Source organism: Dactylosporangium roseum (assembly GCF_025264685.1).
Classification (GTDB): Bacteria; Actinomycetota; Actinomycetes; order Mycobacteriales; family Micromonosporaceae; genus Dactylosporangium; species Dactylosporangium roseum.
This window is the reverse complement of record NZ_CP073721.1, coordinates 6,413,144-6,434,152: the sequence shown is the minus strand read 5'-3', so window position 1 is coordinate 6,434,152 and position 21,009 is coordinate 6,413,144. Positions and strand designations below refer to the sequence as shown.

The 21,009-nt window shown below is 71.2% G+C and carries 17 protein-coding genes; 10 read left to right on the top strand and 7 right to left on the bottom strand.

Going from position 1 to position 21,009, the window contains the following annotated elements:
* The first annotated feature begins 10 nt into the window (after nucleotides 1–10).
* The 6 genes from qcrC (at nucleotide 11) to Drose_RS30115 (ending at nucleotide 7,625) form a co-directional block, all read left to right on the top strand.
* Nucleotides 11–877 (top strand): cytochrome bc1 complex diheme cytochrome c subunit, encoded by an 867-nt coding sequence (gene qcrC / locus Drose_RS30140; RefSeq protein WP_260724659.1) that lies wholly within the window; start codon nucleotides 11–13, stop codon nucleotides 875–877.
* Nucleotides 874–1,977 carry a cytochrome bc1 complex Rieske iron-sulfur subunit gene (gene qcrA, locus Drose_RS30135; protein WP_260724658.1) on the top strand — a complete coding sequence of 368 codons (1,104 nt, stop codon included), beginning with the start codon at nucleotides 874–876 and terminating at the stop codon, nucleotides 1,975–1,977. Before qcrC ends, qcrA begins: the two co-directional genes overlap by 4 nt.
* Nucleotides 1,974–3,608, top strand: coding sequence for a cytochrome bc1 complex cytochrome b subunit (gene qcrB / locus Drose_RS30130; protein ID WP_260724657.1), 1,635 nt, complete (start codon nucleotides 1,974–1,976; stop codon nucleotides 3,606–3,608). Before qcrA ends, qcrB begins: the two co-directional genes overlap by 4 nt.
* Before the next feature lie 358 nt (nucleotides 3,609–3,966).
* The gene (locus tag Drose_RS30125) at nucleotides 3,967–4,569 is read left to right on the top strand and encodes a transposase (protein ID WP_260722881.1); all 603 of its coding nucleotides are present in this window, start codon (nucleotides 3,967–3,969) and stop codon (nucleotides 4,567–4,569) included.
* Nucleotides 4,559–5,467, top strand: coding sequence for a transposase (locus Drose_RS30120; protein WP_260722880.1), 909 nt, complete (start codon nucleotides 4,559–4,561; stop codon nucleotides 5,465–5,467). The genes Drose_RS30125 and Drose_RS30120 overlap by 11 nt, the downstream gene beginning before the upstream one ends.
* A 220-nt stretch (nucleotides 5,468–5,687) precedes the next feature.
* A complete protein-coding gene (locus Drose_RS30115) occupies nucleotides 5,688–7,625 on the top strand; it encodes a S9 family peptidase (protein WP_260724656.1) in 1,938 nt (645 codons plus the stop codon).
* Between the two features lie 104 nt (nucleotides 7,626–7,729).
* On the opposite strand, the gene Drose_RS30110 is transcribed toward Drose_RS30115, so the two are convergent.
* From Drose_RS30110 to Drose_RS30080, 7 genes are all read right to left on the bottom strand, one after another.
* Nucleotides 7,730–8,746 carry an aspartate-semialdehyde dehydrogenase gene (locus Drose_RS30110; protein ID WP_260724655.1) on the bottom strand — a complete coding sequence of 339 codons (1,017 nt, stop codon included), beginning with the start codon at nucleotides 8,744–8,746 and terminating at the stop codon, nucleotides 7,730–7,732.
* A 170-nt stretch (nucleotides 8,747–8,916) separates the two neighbouring features.
* Entirely contained in the window at nucleotides 8,917–9,204 is a 288-nt protein-coding gene (locus tag Drose_RS30105) for an Lrp/AsnC family transcriptional regulator (protein ID WP_260729863.1), read from the bottom strand.
* Between the two features lie 37 nt (nucleotides 9,205–9,241).
* Nucleotides 9,242–10,069 (bottom strand): nucleotidyltransferase family protein, encoded by an 828-nt coding sequence (locus tag Drose_RS30100; RefSeq protein ID WP_260724654.1) that lies wholly within the window; start codon nucleotides 10,067–10,069, stop codon nucleotides 9,242–9,244.
* Nucleotides 10,066–10,584: an NUDIX hydrolase gene (locus Drose_RS30095; RefSeq protein ID WP_260724653.1), complete on the bottom strand. Its 519-nt coding sequence runs from the start codon at nucleotides 10,582–10,584 to the stop codon at nucleotides 10,066–10,068. Before Drose_RS30095 ends, Drose_RS30100 begins: the two co-directional genes overlap by 4 nt.
* A 17-nt stretch (nucleotides 10,585–10,601) precedes the next feature.
* Entirely contained in the window at nucleotides 10,602–12,455 is a 1,854-nt protein-coding gene (locus tag Drose_RS30090; RefSeq protein WP_390891460.1) for a RelA/SpoT family protein, read from the bottom strand.
* Nucleotides 12,456–13,647: 1,192 nt separating this feature from the next.
* Complete coding sequence (locus tag Drose_RS30085; RefSeq protein WP_260724652.1) at nucleotides 13,648–15,381, bottom strand: DEDD exonuclease domain-containing protein; 1,734 nt, start codon at nucleotides 15,379–15,381, stop codon at nucleotides 13,648–13,650.
* A 37-nt stretch (nucleotides 15,382–15,418) separates the two neighbouring features.
* Entirely contained in the window at nucleotides 15,419–16,366 is a 948-nt protein-coding gene (locus Drose_RS30080; protein ID WP_260724651.1) for a sensor histidine kinase, read from the bottom strand.
* 127 nt (nucleotides 16,367–16,493) lie between these two features.
* On the opposite strand from Drose_RS30080, the gene Drose_RS30075 reads away from it, so the two are divergent.
* The 4 genes from Drose_RS30075 to Drose_RS30060 all read left to right on the top strand — a co-directional run bounded on the left by Drose_RS30075 (nucleotide 16,494) and on the right by Drose_RS30060 (nucleotide 20,590).
* Nucleotides 16,494–17,873: an NYN domain-containing protein gene (locus Drose_RS30075; protein WP_313899949.1), complete on the top strand. Its 1,380-nt coding sequence runs from the start codon at nucleotides 16,494–16,496 to the stop codon at nucleotides 17,871–17,873.
* A gap of 72 nt (nucleotides 17,874–17,945) precedes the next feature.
* Nucleotides 17,946–18,206: a hypothetical protein gene (locus Drose_RS30070; RefSeq protein WP_260724650.1), complete on the top strand. Its 261-nt coding sequence runs from the start codon at nucleotides 17,946–17,948 to the stop codon at nucleotides 18,204–18,206.
* A 9-nt stretch (nucleotides 18,207–18,215) separates the two neighbouring features.
* Nucleotides 18,216–19,472 carry a M48 family metallopeptidase gene (locus tag Drose_RS30065; protein ID WP_260724649.1) on the top strand — a complete coding sequence of 419 codons (1,257 nt, stop codon included), beginning with the start codon at nucleotides 18,216–18,218 and terminating at the stop codon, nucleotides 19,470–19,472.
* Complete coding sequence (locus Drose_RS30060; protein ID WP_260724648.1) at nucleotides 19,469–20,590, top strand: glycosyltransferase family 4 protein; 1,122 nt, start codon at nucleotides 19,469–19,471, stop codon at nucleotides 20,588–20,590. Before Drose_RS30065 ends, Drose_RS30060 begins: the two co-directional genes overlap by 4 nt.
* The last annotated feature ends 419 nt before the right edge of the window (nucleotides 20,591–21,009 follow it).

Below are 21,009 nucleotides of genomic sequence, written 5' to 3'. Positions count from 1 at the left end.
AGGTGAGGCCATGACTTCTGAGCAGAGCAAGCGGCCGCTTGCCCGGCTGGTGCCGGGTGGCGCGCGCGCGGCGAGGAGCAAGCTGCGCCGGCGGTTGTCGGCGGCCGTGCGCCTGGTCGCCGCACTCACCCTCGTCGGCGGCCTCTACAGCGCATACGCCCCAGGCGTCGGCCGGGCCGAGGAACAGCCGGCGCTGTCGGAGTCGGCGGCCCGGGGCAAGGCGCTCTATGAACAGAGCTGCATCACCTGCCACGGCCGCAACGCGCAGGGTGTGCAGGACCGCGGCCCGAGCCTGATCGGCGTCGGTTCCGCGGCGGTCGAGTTCCAGGTCAACACCGGCCGCATGCCGCTGGCCCGCCAGGAGGCGCAGGCCGAGCGCAAGCAGCCGCAGTTCACCGACAAGCAGGCGGCCGACATCGGCGCCTACATCCAGGAGCTGGGTGGCGGTCCGCAGTTGCCGGACGCCCGCACCCTCGACGAGGATGTGAAGAAGGCCACCGCGAACAGCAAGACCCTCGCCCACGGCGGTGAGCTCTACCGGGTCAACTGCTCGTCCTGCCACGCGTTCTCCACCGGCGGTGGCGCGCTCTCGTCGGGTAAGTTCGCCCCGACGCTGCAGCACGCGACCAACCGGGACATCTACGCGGCGATGCTCACCGGCCCGCAGAACATGCCGGTGTTCGGCAACAACCAGCTCAGCCCCGACGACAAGGCCGCGATCATCGCGTACATCCAGGACGTGAACAAGAACGAGGCGGCCACGCCGGGCGGCTGGGGCATCGGTCGTTACGGCCCCGTTACCGAGGGACTCGTCATCTTCCTGGTCGGTATCGCGGCGCTCGTGTTCGCCACGCTGTGGATTGCAGGGAAGTCATGACCACCCAAACTTCTCACTCCGCTACTGAGGAAGAGTTCGACGCGAGCGATCCTCACCTGACCCGGTTCGACCTGGTCAGGGAGGGTGCCCGGCGGGACGGTGTGGAGATCGTCCACTACGCGCCGCGGTTCCCGGTCCCGGGCACCCGCGCGGAGCGGCGCATCGAGCGCGTCCTGGCGTTGCTGTTCCTGCTCACCGGCCTGATGGCGACCGCGTTCGTGGTCGCGTACATCGCCTGGCCGTGGAAGTACGGGCACGGCGACTCGACGTACCGCGCGCTCTACCCGTACTACACCCCGGTCCTCGGCGCGACGCTCGGCCTGGCCCTGCTGACGCTGGGCATCGGCATCGTCACGTGGTCGAAGAAGCTCCTCCCCGAGGAGGTCTCGGTCCAGGAACGCCACGACGGCCCGTCCGACGCGGTCGAGCAGAAGCTCACCGCCGCGACGATCCTCAACATGGGCGACGAGCTGGGCCTCAAGCGGCGCAAGTTCGTCGGCCTGGCGTTCCTCGCCGGTGCGGCGCCGCTCGGCGCGGTCGCCGGTGGCCTGCTGGTCGGGTCGCTGATCAAGGCGCCGGAGCAGAACGGTGAGAACGTCTACTTCACCACCGGCTTCGACCCGAAGAACAACGACGGCAAGCCGGTCCGGCTGACGCACGAGGACGGCACCCCGATCCGCCCGGCCGACGTCAGCGTCGGCGGCCAGATCACCGTCTACCCCGGCATCCCCGGTGGCGCCACCAACAAGTGGGCCGACTCGCCGACCCTGCTGATCCACCTCCGCGAAGCGGACGCCGCCGCGACGCTGGCGAACGCCAAGGAGGTCAACAAGGGCTCGCAGTGGGAGAACTTCGTCGCCTACTCGAAGATCTGCACCCACGCGGGCTGCCCGGCGAGCCTCTACGAGCAGCAGACCAACCGCCTGCTGTGCCCGTGTCACCAGTCGCAGTTCCAGATCACCGACAATGCGCGACCGGTGTTCGGCCCGGCCAGCCGGGCATTGCCTCAGTTGCCCATCACCGTGGACGATGAGGGTTACTTCGTGGCGACCTCTGACTACAAGGTCGCGGTCGGACCGGCATTTTGGGAGCGGCCATGAAACGGCGGAAGATCGACCTTCGGGCCATGCCGGCCAACTCCGCGAAGGCCATCGACGAGCGGTTCCAGGCGTCCACCCCGCTGCGCCGCCTCTTCAACAAGGTCTTCCCGGACCACTGGTCCTTCCTGCTGGGCGAGATCGCGCTCTACTCGTTCGTCGTCCTGCTGCTCAGCGGCATCTTCCTGGCGCTGTTCTTCGACCCGTCGTTGAAGGAGACCGTCTACAACGGCAGCTACACGCCGTTGCGCGGCGTCGAGATGTCCAACGCGTACAACACCGCGCTGCACATCTCGTTCGACGTCCGCGGTGGTCTCTTCATGCGGCAGATGCACCACTGGGCGGCGCTGCTGTTCATGGCCGCGATCGTGGTGCACATGTTCCGGGTGTTCTTCACCGGCGCGTTCCGCAAGCCGCGCGAGACCAACTGGATCGTCGGTGTCCTGCTGTTCTGGATGGGCTTCCTCGAGGGCTTCGGCGGCTACTCGCTGCCCGACGACGCGCTGTCCGGCACCGGCCTGCGCATCGCGAGCGCCATCATGCTGTCGATCCCGGTCGTCGGCACCTGGGTGACCACCTCGCTGTTCGGGGGTGAGTTCCCGGGCGAGGTGATCCTCGACCGGCTCTACATCGTGCACGTGCTGCTCGTCCCGGGCGCGCTGCTGGCGCTCATCAGCGTCCACATGGGCCTGCTGGTGAAGCAGAAGCACACGCAGTGGCCCGGCCCCGGCCGGACCAACACCAACGTGGTCGGCGTGCGGATGTTCCCGGGCTTCGCGGCCAAGGCCGGCGGCTTCTTCATGATCGTGTTCGCCATGATCGCCGCCCTGGCGGGGCTGTTCCAGATCAACCCGATCTGGCTGTTCGGCCCGTACAAGGCCGCGGTGGTCTCGGCGGCGAGCCAGCCCGACTGGTACGTCATGTTCCTCGACGGCTCGACCCGCCTCTTCCCGGCCTGGGAGATCAGGTTCGACTTCTTCTACGGTGACGGCTACACCATTCCGCCGATCTTCTGGCCGACGGTGGTGCTGCCAGGCATCCTGACGATGTTGCCGATCTTCTATCCGTTCATCGAGGCGAGATTCTCGAAGGACCGGGGGATCCACAACCTGCTCGAGCGCCCCCGGGACAACCCGTTCCGCACGGCCCTCGGCGCGATGGCGATCGCGTTCTACGTGGTCCTGCTGCTCTCGGGCGGCAACGACGTCCTCGCCGACAAGTACCACATCAGCCTCAACGCGATGACGTGGGCGGGCCGCATCGGCATCCTGGTGCTGCCGCCGCTGGCCTACTACGTGGCGTACCGGATCGCGCTCGGCCTCCAGCAGCACGACCGCGAGGTGCTGGCCCACGGCGTGGAGACGGGCATCATCCGCCGCCTGCCGGACGGGCGCTTCGTCGAGGTCCACCAGCCGCTGCCGCTGCCGTCGGGCAACGGTCACGGCGAGGACGGCCACCACGGCCTGGAATACGGGGGCTGGGTCGTCCCGAAGAAGATGAACCGCATCGGTGCCCTGGCGCCGACGGTGAAGGGCTTCTTCTACCCGATCGAGAAGCCGGCCCCGGCGCCGAGACCCGCCAAGCGGCAGGTCGAGGAGCCGTCGGACCGCGAGGAGATCACGACGGGTCACTAGATCCGTGTGTGTCAGAGGCCCCCGGGTGAACCCCGGGGGCCTCTTCGCGTCATCCCACGCTCGTGGAAATGCCGCCGCCGGGGCGCGGAGCCGCCTGGTCAAGCCGTGCGGTCGTCGGTCCACCTCGGTGTTGCGCTACGGGACGGTGACGCACGGTCGTGCGGGCGGCGTCTGGTCGCTCGTGGTCGTCGCTGGAACCGGGCCGGCGTGTTCCGGGCCGGGCGACGCCTTGGACATTTAAGCGGCTGGGGGTGATTTTGGTTGCGGGTTGCAACAGGGACGGCTGTCTTGGCATGATCCAGACCGACCAAGATCAGGAAATCCAAAACAGCCGTCGGAGATCATTATGCCGCACCCGATGAGTGTCGTGGCGTGCGACCCGGACCACGAGTTGCGGGTGCTGGCCGAGTTCCGGGACGGGGTGTACCGCTGTTTCGGCCGGTGGGCGGACACGTTGTTCGAGTTGGTCGACGCCCTCGCCGGGAGCACGCGGCCGATCCGGTCGGTGGCGGAGTTGATGTTCGAGCCGGTGCTGCGGCGGGGTTGGGGCAGCTTGTACCAGGCGCTGGAGCGTGGTGCGGTGGATGTGGTCGCGGCGCGGGCGTTGCTGGCCCGGCATGTGCGCCCGGCCGGTGTGTTGATGTTCGCCGTGGATGTGTCGAAGTTCCCGCGGCCGGACACCCGCTATGTGCCGGACGTGGGGATGCAGTACGCCGCCGAACGTGACAGCGCCGGTGGGACGCCGGTGGTGCCGGGCTGGGCGGTGCAGTGGTTGTGTCAGGTCGGACTGGGCGCGGCCGGTGACCCGAAGCGGTCCTGGGTCGTGCCGATGGACCTGCGTCGGGTCGGCACCGCCGACAACGCCAACGATCTGGCCGCCGCGCAGATCGCCGACCTGGCCGCCCAACTGCGGGCCGGTAAGGTGCCCGGGATTCCGCTGTTCCTGCACGATGTTGGCTGATGTGGGCTGCTGCCCGATCTACCTGACCCAGCACCTGCCCGAGGGCGTGCAGGTCCTGGTCCGGCTGCGCGGCGACCGGGTCTTCTTCGCCCCGCCCCCGCCGCGGGAGCCGGGCACGCCCGGCCGGCCCCGCAAACACGGCGCCCGGTTCGCCCTCGACGAACCCGATACCTGGGGCCCGCCCGACGCCGAACAGATCATCACCCACGACAACAACAACGACGACGGTGGCGGCGGTGGCGGTGGCGGTGGCGGCGGTGGCGGTGGCGGTGGCGGTGGCGGCATCGTATGGACCCGGGCCTGGCACGCTAAGCATCCCGAGCCCCGGCAGCGCCGCAAATGGCAAGGCACCGGCATCGTCGAGGGCACCCTGATCCGGCGGGAGCAGACCACCCGCACCGGACACACCCAGGTGTGGTGGCTATGGTGGGCCGGCCCCGCCGACGCGTTCGACCTGACCGTGCTCGCCGACGCCTACCGGCACCGGTTCACCATCGAGCACAGCTTCCGGTTCAAGAAGCAGGACCTGCACTGGACCGGGCACACCCCGATCGACCCCGCCCAGGCCGAACGATGGAGCTGGCTGGTCGCCTTCGCCTACACCCAACTCCACCTGGCCAGAACCCTCGCCACCGATCACCGCCTGCCCTGGGAACAACGCTGCCCACCCGAGCACCTCAGCCCCCGCCGCGTCCGCCGGGTATTTCGGCTCATTACCGCGAACCTGCCCACCCCGGCCAACCCGCCGAAACCCTCCCGGCCCGGCACCGGCCGCCCGAAGGGATCGACCAACAAACATGCCCGGACCCGCCAACCAGTGATCAAGAAGGGCCGACCCGCCAACACCGGCCACCCCAAACGCCGAAACCCCAACACCAAGACCAAACAACAACCTTAAATCCTCAGGACGCCATGATCATGGGAAAGATCTGGCTATCGGGGCAGCCAGATCTTTCCCATGATCATGGACCCTGGGCGGCATGGCGGCGGACTGCGGCGGAACGCGCGCCGGTCGGTCCCGCGGTCCAGATGCTCCTGCGACGGCTCCATATGACCGTAGGGTAGAGGTAGGAGGTTACCCATTGGTAAGAAGTGTGACCACCGCTACTGTGCAGACCGTGAAGCCAATCGATCTATCGCACCTGCGCCTACCCGGTGCCCCCACCATCAGCCCCGACGGCAGGATCGCCGTCGTCTCGGTCACGCGCCTCGAGTTCGCGGCTGACACGTACACCTCCCAGCTCTGGCTCCTCGCCACCGACGGCTCGCGGGAACCGGTCCAGCTCACCTACGGGTGGCACGACAGCGCGCCGCGCATCTCGCCGGACGGGCGCTGGCTCGCGTTCCTGCGGGCGACGAAGGACAAGGGCAGCCGCGCCGGCGGGGACAAGGCCGAGCACGACAGCGCGCCGCAACTATGCGTCATGCCGCTCGGCGGGGGTGAGGCCCGCCGGCTCACCGACCGGCCGCTCGGCGTGGGAGCGCCGGTCTGGTCGCCCGACGCTTCCCGGCTGGCGTTTTCCGCTCGGGTGCCGGCTGAGGGGCGCTACGGCACCGGCAAGACCGCGGACGGCGAGCAGATCGGGCCCGACGGCGAGCCGCCACGGCGGATCACCAAGCTGTTCCACCGGGTCGACGGGCTCGGCTTCCTGCACGACCGGCCGGCGCACCTGTTCGTCACCACGCTCGACGGCGCGACCGAGCAGCTCACCGATGGCGAGCGCAGTCACGGCGACCCGCGGTGGAGCCCGGACGGGGAGTGGCTCACGTTCGTCTCCGAGCAGCACGAGACCTGGGCCGACGACGTCGCCGCGGACGTGTGCGTCGTCCGCACCGACGGCACCGGGCTGCGTGTGCTCACCGACACCACCCTCTCGCCCGGGATGCCGCATTTCACGCCCGACGGCAGGAGCGTGGTGTTCACCGGCTACCCGGCCGGGGAGGGCCGGGTCGACTCGGTGATCCGGCACGAGTCGCTGTGGTCGGTCCCGGCCGGCGGCGGCGCGGTCACCCAGTTGCTCGACAACGAGACGTACCAGCTTTCCTCGCCGAGCGGGTACATCGACGTCACCGACGCCGGGGTGCTGTTCCCGAACGAGCACCGCGGGGCCGTACAACTCCTGCTCGTGCCCTTCGAGGGCGGGACGCCCGAGCTCCTTGTCGACGGGGAACGGCAGGTCACCGGGTTCGCGTCGGCGGCCGGCACCCTCGTGACGACGATCGCCGGTCCGGCGGACTGGGGTGAGGTGTACGCGGGGGAGCGCCGCCTGACGAACTTCAGCGCCGGCTTCCCGGTGCTGGAGCAGGTGGAGTTGACGGCGACCACCCCCGACGGGTATCCGGTGCACGGCTGGGTCGTCCGTCCCGAGGGTGCGGGCCCGCACCCGGTCCTGCTGATGATCCATGGCGGACCCTTCACGCAGTACGGCTGGCGGCTCTTCGACGAGGCCCAGGTCTACGCCGGCGCCGGTTATGCCGTGGTGTACGGCAACCCGCGCGGCTCGTCGGGCTACGGTGAGGCGCACGGCCGGGCGGTGCGCGGCAACGTCGGCGAGGTGTCGGCCGTCGACCTGATCGCGCTGCTCGACGCCGCCCTGAAGGCGCCGGACCTCGACGGCTCGCGGGTCGGTGTCCTGGGCGGCTCGCACGGCGGGTTCATGACAACCTGGCTGGCGGCGCACCACGGCGACCGCTTCAAGGCGGCGATCTCGGAGCGTGCGGTCAACGCGATCGACAGCTTCACCGGCTCGTCCGACATCGGCTGGTACTTCGCCGACTCGCTCTACGGCGCGGAGGGCGGCTCACTGGAGGCGCAGAGCCCGCTGACCTACGCGGATCGCATCGAGATCCCGATGCTCATCATCCACTCCGAGCAGGACTGGCGCTGCCCCGTGGAGCAGGCCCAGCGCCTGTTCGTGGCCCTGAAGCGCCGCGGCGGGACGGTGGAGTTCCTGCTCTTCCCGGGCGAGGGCCACGAACTGTCGAGGACCGGCCGCCCGTCCCACCGGGTGGCCCGTTTCGACGCGATCCTGGACTGGTTCGCCCGCCACCTCTGATCCCGTGGCCCCGTCCCCATCACGCCGTCGATCTTGCAGTTGTGGTGCCGCGAAACTCCCAAGATGTCCGGGTTGTCGGGCACCACAACTGCAAGATCAACGGGTTACGCGGCGAGCAGCTCGGCGATCTGGACCGCGTTGAGCGCCGCGCCCTTGCGGAGGTTGTCGTTCGAGACGAACAAGGACAGGCCGTGCTCGACCGTCTCGTCCACGCGGATCCGGCCCACGAACGACGGGTCGGCGCCCGCGGCCCGCAGCGGCGTCGGCACGTCGGTCAGCACGACACCCGGAGCGGCCGACAGCAGCTCACGCGCCCGCTCGACGGGGAGCGGCCGGGCGAACCGCGCGTTGACCTGCAATGAGTGGCCGGTGAAGACCGGCACCCGCACGCAGGTGCCGGAGACGCGAAGGTCCGGGATCTCCAGGATCTTGCGACTCTCGTTGCGCAGCTTCTGCTCCTCGTCGGTCTCGAAGGAGCCGTCGTCGACGATCGAGCCGGCCAGCGGCAGCACGTTGAAGGCGATCGGCTGGGCGAACTGCTTCGGCTCCGGGAACTCGACCGCCGAGCCGTCGAACGTGAGCGCCGTGGCGCCGTCGGCGACCTTGCGGACCTGCTCGTCCAACTCGGCGACGCCGCTCAGGCCGGCACCCGACACCGCCTGGTAGGTCGCCGTGACGAGCGCCACGAGCTGAGCCTCGTCGTGCAGCGGGCGCAGGACCGGCATGGCGGCCATGGTGGTGCAGTTGGGGTTGGCGATGATGCCCTTCGGTCGGTCGGCCGCGGCGTGCGGGTTGACCTCGGCGACCACCAGCGGCACGTCGGGATCCATGCGCCAGGCCGAGGAGTTGTCGATGACGACGGCGCCGGCGGCGGCCACCTTCGGCGCCAGCTCCTTCGACGTGCCCTTGCCCGCGGAGAACAGGACGATGTCGAGCCCGGTGTAGTCCGCGGTCGCCGCGTCCTCCACCGTGATCTGCTTGCCCTGCCAGTCGATCGGCCGTCCGGCGGAGCGGGCGGACGCGAACAGGCGCAACTCGTCTACGGGAAACTGCCGCTCGGTCAGGATTTGGCGCATGACGCTGCCGACCTGCCCGGTGGCTCCTACGATGCCGATCCTCATGGCCGCGAGGGTACCCGGTGAGAACCGCGCTTTCGATGCGATTTGGCGCACTGCCGACGCTGTTACCAGGGCAAACGGGGCCTTCTTGCGGCGCGGCGCCGGACGGCGGCGAAGCCTTCTGGCCCCACCGTCGGAAATACGCAGAAAATCAACCAGGGATCGGTCGATGCTCAATCGGGGTCGGGCAGCCCGATCGCGAACGCCGCGTCGAGGTCGTGCCGCGAGTGGGCCCGGAACGCGATGTGCGTGTCGGTGTCCACGACGCCGGGCACCTTCGAGATCTTGTTGGCGATCACCTCGGCGATGTCCTCGAACTGCCGCACACGCACCATGGCGATCAGGTCGGTGTTGCCGGCGACCGAGTAGACCTCGCTGACCCCGTCGAGGTTGGCGATGCTCTCGGCCACCTCGGGGATCGAGTCGGTAACACAGTCGATGAGGACGATCGCCGTGATCACCTTGGAGGCTCCTTCCAGCAGGTCGACAACGGTCATGCTAGTGCGCGTCGACGGTGAGCTCTCGCCCGACCCGGATAGCGTCGATCAGCGTTTCATCCGCGCCGACCACCCCGCCCGGCCACACCACGCCGCGGGTCACGTTCCCGGCCACGACGGCGCCGGCGCCGACGACCGCCCGGTCGAGTGCCCCGGTCACCACGGCGTCCTCCGCCACGAGATTTCCGAGGTGTACGGCGTGCAGGTTGGCCTTCAGATAATCCGCCGGCGTTCCGGTGTCGAGGTACGTCCCGGCGTACTCGACGACCGCCAGCCGGCCCTCCCGCTCGGCCGGCCGCCAGGTCGTGCGGACCAGGTCGGACGGGATCGGCTCCAGCTCCGCCACGAGGTCCCACGGCAGCAGGGAGAACCCGGCGAAGCGGTGCGCGCCGAACTCCTTCGGCGGACCCGGGACGCCGAGCAGCCGCACGGTGTGGCCGTCCCAGCCGTCGAGCAGCGCGGCGATGTCCGGGCCGGGGCCGTGGCCGGGGGAGGCCAGGTAGGCGTCGGCGTTGCCGACGAGCACACCCCGCCCGGCGATCCAGTCCCGCAGGTTGCCGAGCCCACCCGCGGTACCGAGCGGATCCCCCGGCTCCACGGAGAGGTGGGCCCGCCCACCGACGTGCTCGGCCACCTGGTCGCCGAGGTAACAGGCGTTGACCGCGAGCCGGTCCGGACCGGTGAGACCGAGCGCGCCGACCCGCAGCAGTGCGCGGTCCAGGAGCGCGACGTTGCCGACGGGGCACAGCGCCTTCGGCAGGTGCTCGGTGAGCGGCCGCAGGCGGCGCCCCTCCCCGGCGGCGAGGATGACCGCGCAGACCTCCGTCATCGCGACAGTACCTCTGGATAGTCCCGGTACGGGCCGATGCCGTAGTGCGCCAGCAGGTTCGACGTCGACACGGTCAGCGGCGGCAGGTTGTCGAGCCGGTGCCAGGCGGCCTCGAGGACCTCGGCGGCGTCGACGGTGTACTCGTCCTCGGGCTCGACCTCGGCCTCGAACACCATGTCGACCCATTGTCCGCGGGTGTGGACGACCGCGTTCGGGTTGGCGGGGCGCAGCCGCTCGGTCGGCAGCTCGATGCCGGTCTCCTCGCCGAGCTCGCGGGCCGCGCACTGGATCGGCGTCTCGCCGCGGTCCATCAGCCCGGCCGGCAGCGACCAGCCGGCACCGGGCGGCTGGCGCAGGAGCAGGATGCGGCTCGCCTCCGGGTCGCGGACGAGGACGACGGCGCCGATCGTGTAGGTCGGCTGGAACGTCCGCACGATCCGGCGCTTCCAGCGGCCGGGGAGGCGGTAGAACGTTCGATACGCGGTAACGCGCAGCCGGCCACGAAGACTGCTCATCCGAGAAGGCTAACGACCTATCCGGGGGAGTGGTCGACGAGGGCGATCAACTCCGTCACGACGTCTTCGGCGGTGCGCGTGCGGTCGGCGACCGCCACCAGCAGCGTCTCCAGGTCGGGGTAGCCGAGCCGGGGCGCCAGCCGCACCAGCGGCAGGTCACTGGCGAGGCCGCGGCCCTGCTGGCGCAGTGCGAGGCCGATCGCGAGCCGTCCGAGCCGTACCTTGTTCGCCACCGTGATGGCGGGCGCCTCGTGCGCCTCGAACCAGCGGCTGATGTGCAGCCGGGCGTGCGGGGTCTTCACGAACTCCAGCCACTCCGGCGACGGCCCGCGCGCCGGGGCGTCGGGGTCGAAGTCGAACTCGCCGCGCCCGCCGGCCCGCGTGATGATCTCGACGGTGTCGCCGTCGGCGAGCGGCGAGGAGACGGCGGAGAGCCGTCCGTTGACCCGCGCGCCGATACATCGGTTGCCGACGTCGGCGCCGAGGATGTACGCCAGGTCGACCGGCGTCGCGTCCGCCGGCAGCAGCACCGGGCGCCCGCCGCCCGCCGTCAGCACCAGGATCTGGTCCTCGGCGAGGTCGCAACGCAGCGACGCGATGAACTGCGACGGGTCGGACGCCGACGCTTCCCAGTCGAGCAGCCGGCGCAGCCAGTCGAGCTGCTCGGCCTTGGTGGCCGGCCCGAACCTCGCCGCGGTGTGCGGGTAGCGGAAGTTGGCGACGATGCCGAACTCGGCGGCCTGGTGCATCTCGACGGTACGGATGAGCACCTCGACCGAGAGGCCCTCGGGCCCGAGCACCGTGGTGTGCAGCGACTTGTAGTTGTTGTTCTTCGGCGTCGCGATGAAGTCCTTGAAACGGCCCGGCACCGGGCGCCACTTGCCGTGGACCACGCCGAGCGCCGCGTAGCAGTCGGTGTCCGGACCCTCGACGATGATGACCACCCGGGGCAGGTCGTGCGGCTCGACGTAATTGCCGTCGACCGTGTCCTTCCAGATGGAGTACAGGTGGCGGGGCCGGGGTGAGACCGTCGCGTCGAGGCCGAACCTGCGCAGGTCGCCGGTCACGGAGGAGATGACCCGGTCGAGGTACCCGTCCCAGCCGATGCGCTGGTTGACGTAGTCGGCGATCAGCGCATAGCCGCTCGGGCTGATCGCCCGCAGCACCCAGTCCTCGAGCTCGCGCTTCAACGCCTGGATGCCGAGCCGCTCACACAGCGGGATCAGCACCTCCTTGGTCGCGGTCGCGATGCGGACCTGCGACGAGCGCGACCGGGCGTCGAGCGTGCGCATGTTGTGCAGCCGGTCGGCGAGCTTGATGACGAGCACCCGCACGTCGCGCCCGGCGGCGACGATCATCTTGCGGATCGTCTCGGCCTCGGCGTCGGCGCCGTAGAACATCTTGTCGAACTTCGTGACGCCGTCGACCAGCAGCGCGACCTCACCGCCGAAGTCGCGCTCCAGCGCGCCGAGCGTGTAGTCGGTGTCCTCGACGGTGTCGTGCAGCAGCGACGCGACCAGCGTGGTGGTGTCCATGCCCAGGTCGGCGAGGATCTCGGTGACCTCGATCGGGTGGGTGATGAACGGCTCGCCGCTCTTGCGCATCTGGCCGCGGTGCATCTGCTCGGCCGTCGCGTACGCCCGGCGGATCACCGCGACGTCGGCGCTCGGGTGGATCTGGCGGTGCACCCGGAGGATCGGGGCCATCGGGTCCTCGGTGGACTGCCACGGCAGCATGGCCCGCAGCCGCGAGCCGATGATGGCGGAGTAGGTCGAGGTGGGGTCGCCGGGAACAGCGCCGCCGACCAGCGCTGAGTAACTGGGTGGCGGCGGTACTGCCGGGGAGTCGTCGGTGGGCGGCGCGGTTAACAGCCTCCGCGGCGTGGCGAACCGGTCGTCCTCGGGCTCACGGAACTTGGGTCGCGGCACGGGCCGCTTCTTCACGCCCTTGTTCGCGGCTTCCGCGCCCGGCTCGGCCCGCTCGGTCGGCTCGGTCGGCTCGGCCCGCTCGGTCTGCGGCTGGTCGTGCGGCTTGGCGGTCTTGTGCCCGGTCTTGTGCCCGGTCTTGGCCCGGGCGGTTTCGTCCGGTGCCGTCCCGGCGGCCCGCGACCGGTCGCCTTCCTCCGCGGCGGATGGTGGCGGTTTCCGGTCCTCGTCGGCCGTTCCCGGCTCCCGGCCGGATCCGGCGCGCTCGTTCTCCTGCGCCGGTGTCTGGTCGCGGCCTTGCGGCTCCTCCTGCGTCCGGCGCTCGACGCGCTCCCGCGCGGAGACTTCCTCGTGACGCTCAACCGCTGTCTGTGTGCTCTCGCCCTGCTTGGACCGCGCCGCCGCGGGATGGTCGTTGGCCGGCCATGTCGCGTGCCGCTCCCCGGTGGCCCGGTCGTTGCCCGGCGGTGCCGCGGGGCGGTGCCTGCGGCCGGGCGGTGCTTCCGGCGCGCTGATGGCCGCGACGGGCAGCCCCTTCGGCCCGAGGAACATCTCGCCGGTCCGGAGCCCGTCGCTGCCGAGCCCGCCGGAGCCCACGTTGTCGGTCCGGAGCAGCCCGGACCCGAGCGGCCCGGAAGCCGCCAGCCCGGTGCCGATCGCACCCGACCCGAGAGGGCTCATCCCTGGCGTGCCGGACCCCAGCGCGCCGGAGCCGAAGACGCCCGATCCCGGAGCGCCCGGTGGCGGGTCGCTCGATCCCGGCGGCCGTGTGCCGGGAGCGTCGGTGTCGCGCGGCTCGGTGGCGAAAACCTCGGCCGCCTCGTCGAGGAGAAGATGGGCGTCGCGAGCGGTCGTCGCGGGCGCGAACCCGGTGCTCAAACCGCTGGGAAATCCGGGCGACTCCGAGGGGTTGCCGTCCGGCGCCCCTGGGTCCACCATCAACTCGCTGTGCGCCGTGGTGTGTCCGGTGACCATGGAGGGACCAGCATCAAGGGGCGCGCCGGGCTGATGCAGACCGGGCTCCATGCGGCACCTCCTCACCGACGGGCCTGACGGGCCTGGGTTTGGGTAGGTTCCAGCCTAGTTTGCTCTGCGGTATCCGATCGGTCATTTGAGTATGTGCGAACGTCCGATGTGCTTACCCGTCCAGATCGATCCGAACCGTGGCGGCGGCCTCCGCGCGGGCCAGGAACGGCCGCCACCGGCCCGCCCCGGTGGCCGGTGACGACCACCCGATGTCGGCCTTGACCAGCCGTGTTTCCGGCCGCTCCAGCCATGCGAGGATGCGCTCGGTCTCCTCGGGCGAGGCGCGCGGCGTCGGCCCCGGACCGGGCTGCACCGTCTCGGCTGTGGCGATTACCACATCCAGTGTCGGCTGTGGATGTACCCGAGGGGGTGAGACGCCCGCGGCGGCGAGCCGGCCGTGCCGCACCACGGCGAGCTCCCAGCCGCCGGTGGCGGCCGGACGCGCGGCGATCAGCTCCGGCAGCGCGGTCAGCGAGGCCAGCCGCTGCATGCGGATCGCGGCGCGCAGAAACGCGGCGAGCCGGCCGCGGATGACCGCCGCGTCCTCGAACCGCTCGGCCGCCGACAGGGTCTCGATCCGCGCCATCAGCCCGCGCACGACGGGCCCCGGGTCGCCGACCGTCGCGGTCCGGAACGGCGCGGCGGCCGCCGCCTCGTAGTCCGCGGCGGAGATGCGGTGCTCGCACGGCGCGGCGCAGCGGCCCAGCTCGGCGAGCGCGCAGGCCGGGGTGGTGGTGCGCAGGGAGAGCTTGTGGGTGCACTGCCGGATCGGCAGTGCGTCGTAGATGCCCGCCGCGGCGAGCTCGGCGCCCCGCCGCGAGCTGAACGGCCCCAGATAGGCGGCGCCGTCGTCGTGCAGGTCCCGCACGACGGACAAGCGCGGATAGGCCTCCGCGGTGAGCTTGAGCCACAGGACGCGCTCCGGGAACTTCGAGCGGCGGTTGTACGGCGGCTTGTGCACGGCGATCAGCCGCAGCTCCCGCACCTCCGCCTCGAGCGAATGCGCGCAGGGGATGGCCTCGACCCGCTGCGCGGCGTTGAGCATCTCGTCGATGCGGGCGCGCTTCTCCGCGGCGGTGAAGTAGCTGCGCACCCGGGTCGCGATCGACGAGCTAGTGCCGATGTAGAGCGGCCGGTCCTGGTGCCCGCGGAAGACGTAGACACCCGGCTTGTCGGGCAGGCCGTCGGCGAGGTGCCGCTTGCGTCGCTGCGCCGGGCTGACCGCCTTGACGAACTCCAGGGTGTCGCCGACGGTGTGCACCTTGAGGCTGCCCAGGCGGGCGAACAGCCCGTGCAGCACGTCGACGGTGGCGCGGGCGTCGTCGAGGGCGCGGTGGATCGGCTGGTGGGCGGCCTTGAAGTGGCGGGCCAGCGTGGACAGCTTGTGGTTGGGCACCTCGTCGGCGATCATCGCCCGCCGGGCGATGGCGGCGGTGTCCAGCACGATCGGCCTGGGCCACGGATAGCCGAGCTTGGCGCAGGCCGCCTTGAGGAACCCGACGTCATAGGGCGCGTTGTGGGCCACCCACACGGCTCCCGCGGCGAACTCCAGGAACGCGGGCAGCACCGTGTCGAGCTTCGGCGCCTCGAGCAGCATCATCTCGGTGATGCCGGTGAGCACCGTGATGAACGCGGGCAGCCGCTCCTCGGGGTCGACCAGTGTGCCGAAGTCGCCGAGGATCTCGCCGCCGCGCACCTTGACCGCGCCGATCTCGGTGATCCCGCCGCCGTCCGGCGCGCCGCCCGTGGTCTCGAGGTCGACCACGACGAACGTGGTGGCGAACAGGGTGGCGGCGCGTGGATCCGCGAACAGGGCGTCGAGCGTTTCCTGGTGGTAGTCGGGCACGGCCGCACACTACGCACGGGGTCCGACAAAAAGCGTGTCAGTGGGTGGGGAAGCGCAGCTCGAATCGCACGTCCGGCGAGCCGACGATCGTCGACGTGCTGGCCACGGCGGCGCCGTGGGTCCGGAGGATCTCGGCGACCGCGTGCGGCACCGGCTCGTCGGCGGCGCGGATCTCGCCCAGGTCCAACTGCCATTCCGGCAGGATCGACCCGCCGGCGTGGGCGAGCTCGAGCGTCGGCGCCGGCGAGCCGAGCACCCGCACGGCGACCCGGCCGCCCGCGGGCGCGACCTTCAACGCGGTGAAGATGACGTAGTCCAGCGCCCGCGACAGCCGCGCCGGATCCGCGTGGACGAACGCCTCGTCGCGCAACGCGAGCGTGATCGCGATGTTGCGGGCGTCGGCGATGCCGCGCAGCTCTCGGATGCGGGCCTCGGTCAGGTACGCGAGGTCGACCGACCTGGGCTCCGCCCGGCCGTCCAGGGCGGTCGCCACGACCAGCCGGCGCAGCTCCAGCAGCTCGGTGACCTGGCGCGCCAGCGCCCGCAGGGCCCGCATCTGGTCGAGGTTCAGCCGGTGCGGCGCGTGGTCGACGACGCAGAGCGTGCCGAGCGCGGCGCCTTCGCTGGTCATCAGGGGGGCACCGGCGTAGAAACGGATGCCGTCGTCGCCGCGGACGAACGGGTTGTCGGCGAACCTGGCGTCGGCGGCCGCGTCCGGTACGACCATCAGGTCCCTGCCCATGATCGCGTGCGCGCAGAACGCCACCTCGCGTGACGTCTCCTGCTGCGGGACGTCACCGATCTTCGCCTTGAACCACTGCCGCTTCGCGTCGACGAGTGTGACCAGCGAGATCGGGGCGCCGCAGATCTCGGAGGCGATCCGGACAATATCGTCGAAGTCGGACTCGGGCGGCGTGTCGAGGACCGCCATGGAGCGCAGTGCCGACAGTCGCTCGGCTTCGTTCTGAGGTACCGGTGCCGCCATCCCTGCCTCCCAGAGCATCCCCCGATAGAGTTAAACCAGGATATGTCAGCTTTTATCCTTTCGAGGGAAGCCGCCGGTCCTCGACTCCATCCCGGGCGAATCTGGTCGACAATGCGACACTGGACTGATGCCTCTGTCCGACACCCCTGACGACCTCACCCCCGAGGCCGCGGTGGCGTCTGCGCAGAGCGAGGACGACCACGTCGAGCCGGTGCTGCCCGAGGTCGTCCGCCAGCGGGTGATCTCCCTCGCCGCCGGGGCCATGACCGGCGTGCCCCTCGACGAGCTGCCGATGCCACTGCGGCGGGTGGCGAAGTTCGCGCCCAACCGGCGCGCCCGGCTCGGCGGCCCGGTCATCGCCATGCAGTTGTCCGGCGACCCGCTGCTGCGCCAGCGGCTGGCCACCCGGATCGTCAACGACGCCGGTGACCTGGGCGCGGCGATCCTGGAGGGCGTCACCCCCGCCGCCGCGGACCCGGTCGAGGTGGCGGCACTGGCCTATCTCGCCCGTCCCGACGGCTGGCGCTCCATCGTCGACGAGGCCACCGAGGCGGTCCGGGCGGAGGCCGAGGGCTCCGTCGCCGCCGAGCGGATCCGCGACGTCGAGCAGCGGCTCGCCCGGGCCGAGCACGACCGCGCCGTCGCGCGGGTCGAGGCCGACAAGCTGCGCGACGAGCTCGCCCGGCTCCGTGACGAGACCGCCGGGCTGCGGGAAGAGGTCCGGTCCCTGGGCAAGTCGCTGCGGGAGTCCCAGGCCCGCGAGCGCAAGACCACCGACATGCTCTCCGCCGAGAAGGGCCGAGCCGTCCGCGCCGCGGCCGACCACGACGCCGAGGTGCGCCGGCTGCGCGCCAAGCTCGCCGAGGCCGAGTCCGCCGCCGGCGCGCAGCGGCAGAGTGCCAAGGACGCGCGCGCCGTCGACGACGCGCGGCTCTGGCTGCTGCTGGAGACGATCGGCCAGGCCGCCGTCGGGCTGCGCCGCGAGCTGGCCCTCGACCCGACCGACAGGCTCCCGGCCGACTTCGTCGCCGACACCTCCGCCGACCGGCCGGAGAACGCGTCCGTCGCCGGCGCCGCCCGCGCGCTCGACGCCGACGACCCCGTCCGGCTCGACCATCTCCTGAGCCTGCCGAAGGCGCACATGATCGTCGACGGGTACAACGTCACGAAGAAGGGATACGCCGAGATCTCCCTCGAGCAGCAGCGCAACCGGCTGATCGCCGGGGTCGGCGGCCTCGTGGCACAGACCCGGGCCGAGGTCACCGTCGTCTTCGACGGCGCCGAGCGGGTCCACGGGCTGCCGCCCGCGCCGCGAGGGGTCCGCGTGCTGTTCTCGCGCAAGGGCGAGACCGCCGACGAGCTGATCCGCCGGCTGGTCCGCGCCGAGCCCGCCGGCCGGCCGATCGTGGTGATCTCCTCCGACAAGGAGGTCGTCGACGGCGTCCGGCGCCACGGGGCGTACCCACTCTCGTCCGACACCCTGCTGAGGCGGCTGTCACGCTCCTGACCTGCGGAGACGCGGTTTTTGTCGTACCCCGCCTCTACCGTGTGTACTGCCTTGACATACGGAGGAGGAGCGATGCTCGTCGACTGCGAGAGCTGCTCGGTGCGCGGCACCGCCTGCGGCGGTTGCGTGGTGACCCTGCTGCTCGACACCCCACCCGTGATCCACCAGCTCGGCCCCGCCGAGATCCGCGCCATCGAGGTGTTCGAGCTGGCCGGTTTCGAGGTGACCGTCCTGGAGCCCACCCACCATGAGCCGACCCACCATGAGCCGACCCGTCTGGAGCTGGCCCCCGAGCGTTCACCACGGAGGAGCAGGCGGCGCCGGGCCGCATAAGCTTGCGCGATGACTTCTCGGCAGTGGGCCGCGATCACCCTGGTCGTGCTCGTCATCGCCACAGCCGCGGTCGCGCTGCTGCGGGTGCCGTGGGTGGCGCCGCCCGCGCCGCGCGCCGACCAACTGGCCGCGCTCGAGAGCCTGCCCGCCGACGCCGTCGCCAAGGGCAGGGAGTTTCGCGGGGCGCTGCGCCCCGCCATGTATCTGTCGATGGCCGTCGGCCTGGTGGTCGCCCTGCTGCTCGGCCTCACGCCGGCGGGGTCCTGGATCGTCGAGCAGGTCGGCCGCCCGTTCAACGGCCACTGGCTCGCCCGCGCGCTGCTCGGCGGCCTGGCGATCGTGTTCGTCGGCGAGGTGGTCGCCCTTCCGCTGGCGGCCTGGCGCCACACCATCCTCAAGCGATACGGGCTCTCGACCCAGGACTGGGGTGCCTGGACCGTCGACGTCCTCAAGGGTTACGCGGTCGGCGCCGTGATCGGCGCGATCGTGCTGGTCGGCTTCTTCACCGTCACCCACTTCGCCCAGCGCTGGTGGTGGGCCTGGGGCGCGGCCGGCGCGGCCGTCCTGACCATCCTGCTGACGTTCGTCTTCCCGGTCCTCGTCGAGCCGGTGTTCAACAAGTTCACCCCCATGCCCGAGGGTGAGCAACGCACCCGGCTCATGGCGATGGCCGCCCGCGACGGCGTGCCCGTGCGTGACGTGCTGATCGCCGACGCCTCCCGCCGGACCCGGGCGGTCAACGCCTACGTGTCCGGGCTCGGCCCCACCCGCCGGATCGTCGTCTACGACACCCTGCTCGAACAGGCGCCGCCCGCCGAAGTCGAGGCCGTGGTCGCGCACGAGCTCGGCCACGCCAAGGACAACGACGTGCTCACCGGCACCCTGCTGGGCGCGCTCGGCGCCGCGGCGGCGGTCTGCGCGCTCTACCTGCTCGGCTCGTGGACCGGCCTGTTACGCCTGGCCCGCGTCGACTCGATCGCCGAGCCGCGGGCCGTCGCGCTGCTGCTCGCCGTGGCCGCCGTCGCCGGACTGTTCGCCGGGCCGGCACAGGCGTTCGTGTCGCGGCGGATCGAGGCGCGCGCCGACCGGCACGCGTTGCGGCTGACCGGCGACCCGGCCCGGTTCGAGGCCATGCAGGGCCGGCTGTCCCTGGTCAACCTGGGCGACCCCGACCCCAACCCGGTCGAGCAGTTCCTGTTCGGCTCGCACCCGACGGCGGTCGAGCGCATGGCCGCGGCCCGGGCCTTCGCGAGGGGCGAGCGATGAAGTCGTTGCTGATCACCAACGACTTTCCGCCGCGGCCGGGCGGCATCCAGCAGTTCGTGCACAACCTGGCGGTCCGTCAGCCGCGGGACGAGGTGGTCGTCTACGCCTCGACCTGGAAGGGCGCCGACAAGTTCGACGCCGAGCAGCCGTTCGAGGTGGTCCGCGAGTCCACCGGCATGCTGCTGCCCACTCCGTCCGTCGCGCGCCGGGCGGCCGAGCTGGCCCGGGCACACGGCTGCGACACCGTCTGGTTCGGTGCCGCGGCCCCGCTGGGACTGCTCGCCGAGGGACTGCGCCGCCGCGCCGGGATCCGGCGGGCGGTCGCCCTCACGCACGGCCACGAGGTCGGCTGGGCCGCCCTGCCCGGCGCCCGCTCCCTCCTGCGCCGCATCGGCCGGGGCGCCGACGTGGTGACCTACCTGGGGGAGTACACACGGGTCCGCCTCGCCCGCGTCCTCGACGACCGCACGTCGCTGGAGCGGCTCGCACCGGGCGTCGACGTCGACGCGTACACGCCGTCGGTCGACGGCGGCATCGTCCGGTGGCGGCACGGGCTGACCGACCGCCCGGTGATCGTCTGCGTGTCCCGGCTGGTGCCGCGCAAGGGCCAGGACGTGCTCATCCGCGCCCTGACGCGGGTCCGCCGCACCGTGCCCGACGCCGCCTTGCTGGTGGTGAGCGGCGGGCCGTACCGTAAAACGCTCGAACGGCTCGCCCGGGACGCCGGACTCGAGCGCCACGTCGTCTTCACCGGCGCGGTGTCCTGGGCCGAACTGCCGGCGCACTTCGCGGCGGGCGACGTCTTCGCGATGCCCTGCCGCACCCGCCGCGGCGGCCTCGACGTCGAGGGCCTGGGCATCGTCTACCTGGAGGCCTCCGCGACCGGCCTCCCGGTCGTCGCCGGCAACTCGGGCGGCGCCCCCGACGCGGTCCGCGACGGCGAGACCGGCTTCGTCGTCGACGGCCGCGACGTCCACGCCGTGGCCGACCGCCTCACCCAACTCCTCGCCGAGCCGGCACTGGCCACGAGCATGGGCGCCGCCGGCCGCTCCTGGGTCGAGTCCGACTGGCGCTGGGACACCCAGGCCGCCCGCCTCCACGCACTGCTGACCGGCTGACCGCGGCCACCCGGTCGACCGCGACTGACCCCTCAGGTTCACGGTCGTTCGGGTGGCGTCCGTCGCTCGTGATCGCCGCTGGAGCGAGGCGGCGCGGTCCGGGCCGGGCGACTGCTTGATCATGGGAAAGATCTGGCTATCGGGGCAGCCACATCCTTCCCATGATCATGGAGTCCAGGTCGGGCGGCAGGGCGGTGGGTACCGGTCGGAACCGGGTGGTGGAACTGTTCGTCCGGGGTGCCGGGGCTTTGGCGGAAACGGACAGGGGTGATCGCGGGGATTGTGTCGCAACGCCGTTGGTGGCGGAATCGGGACGGCGCGATCTGGCTATCAGTTGCCGTCAATGCGTTATCTTATCGCAACCGTAATGTGGCCGAGCCGCTGGTCATTCTGAATGGCGTCGGCCGCGTCGCAGAAAC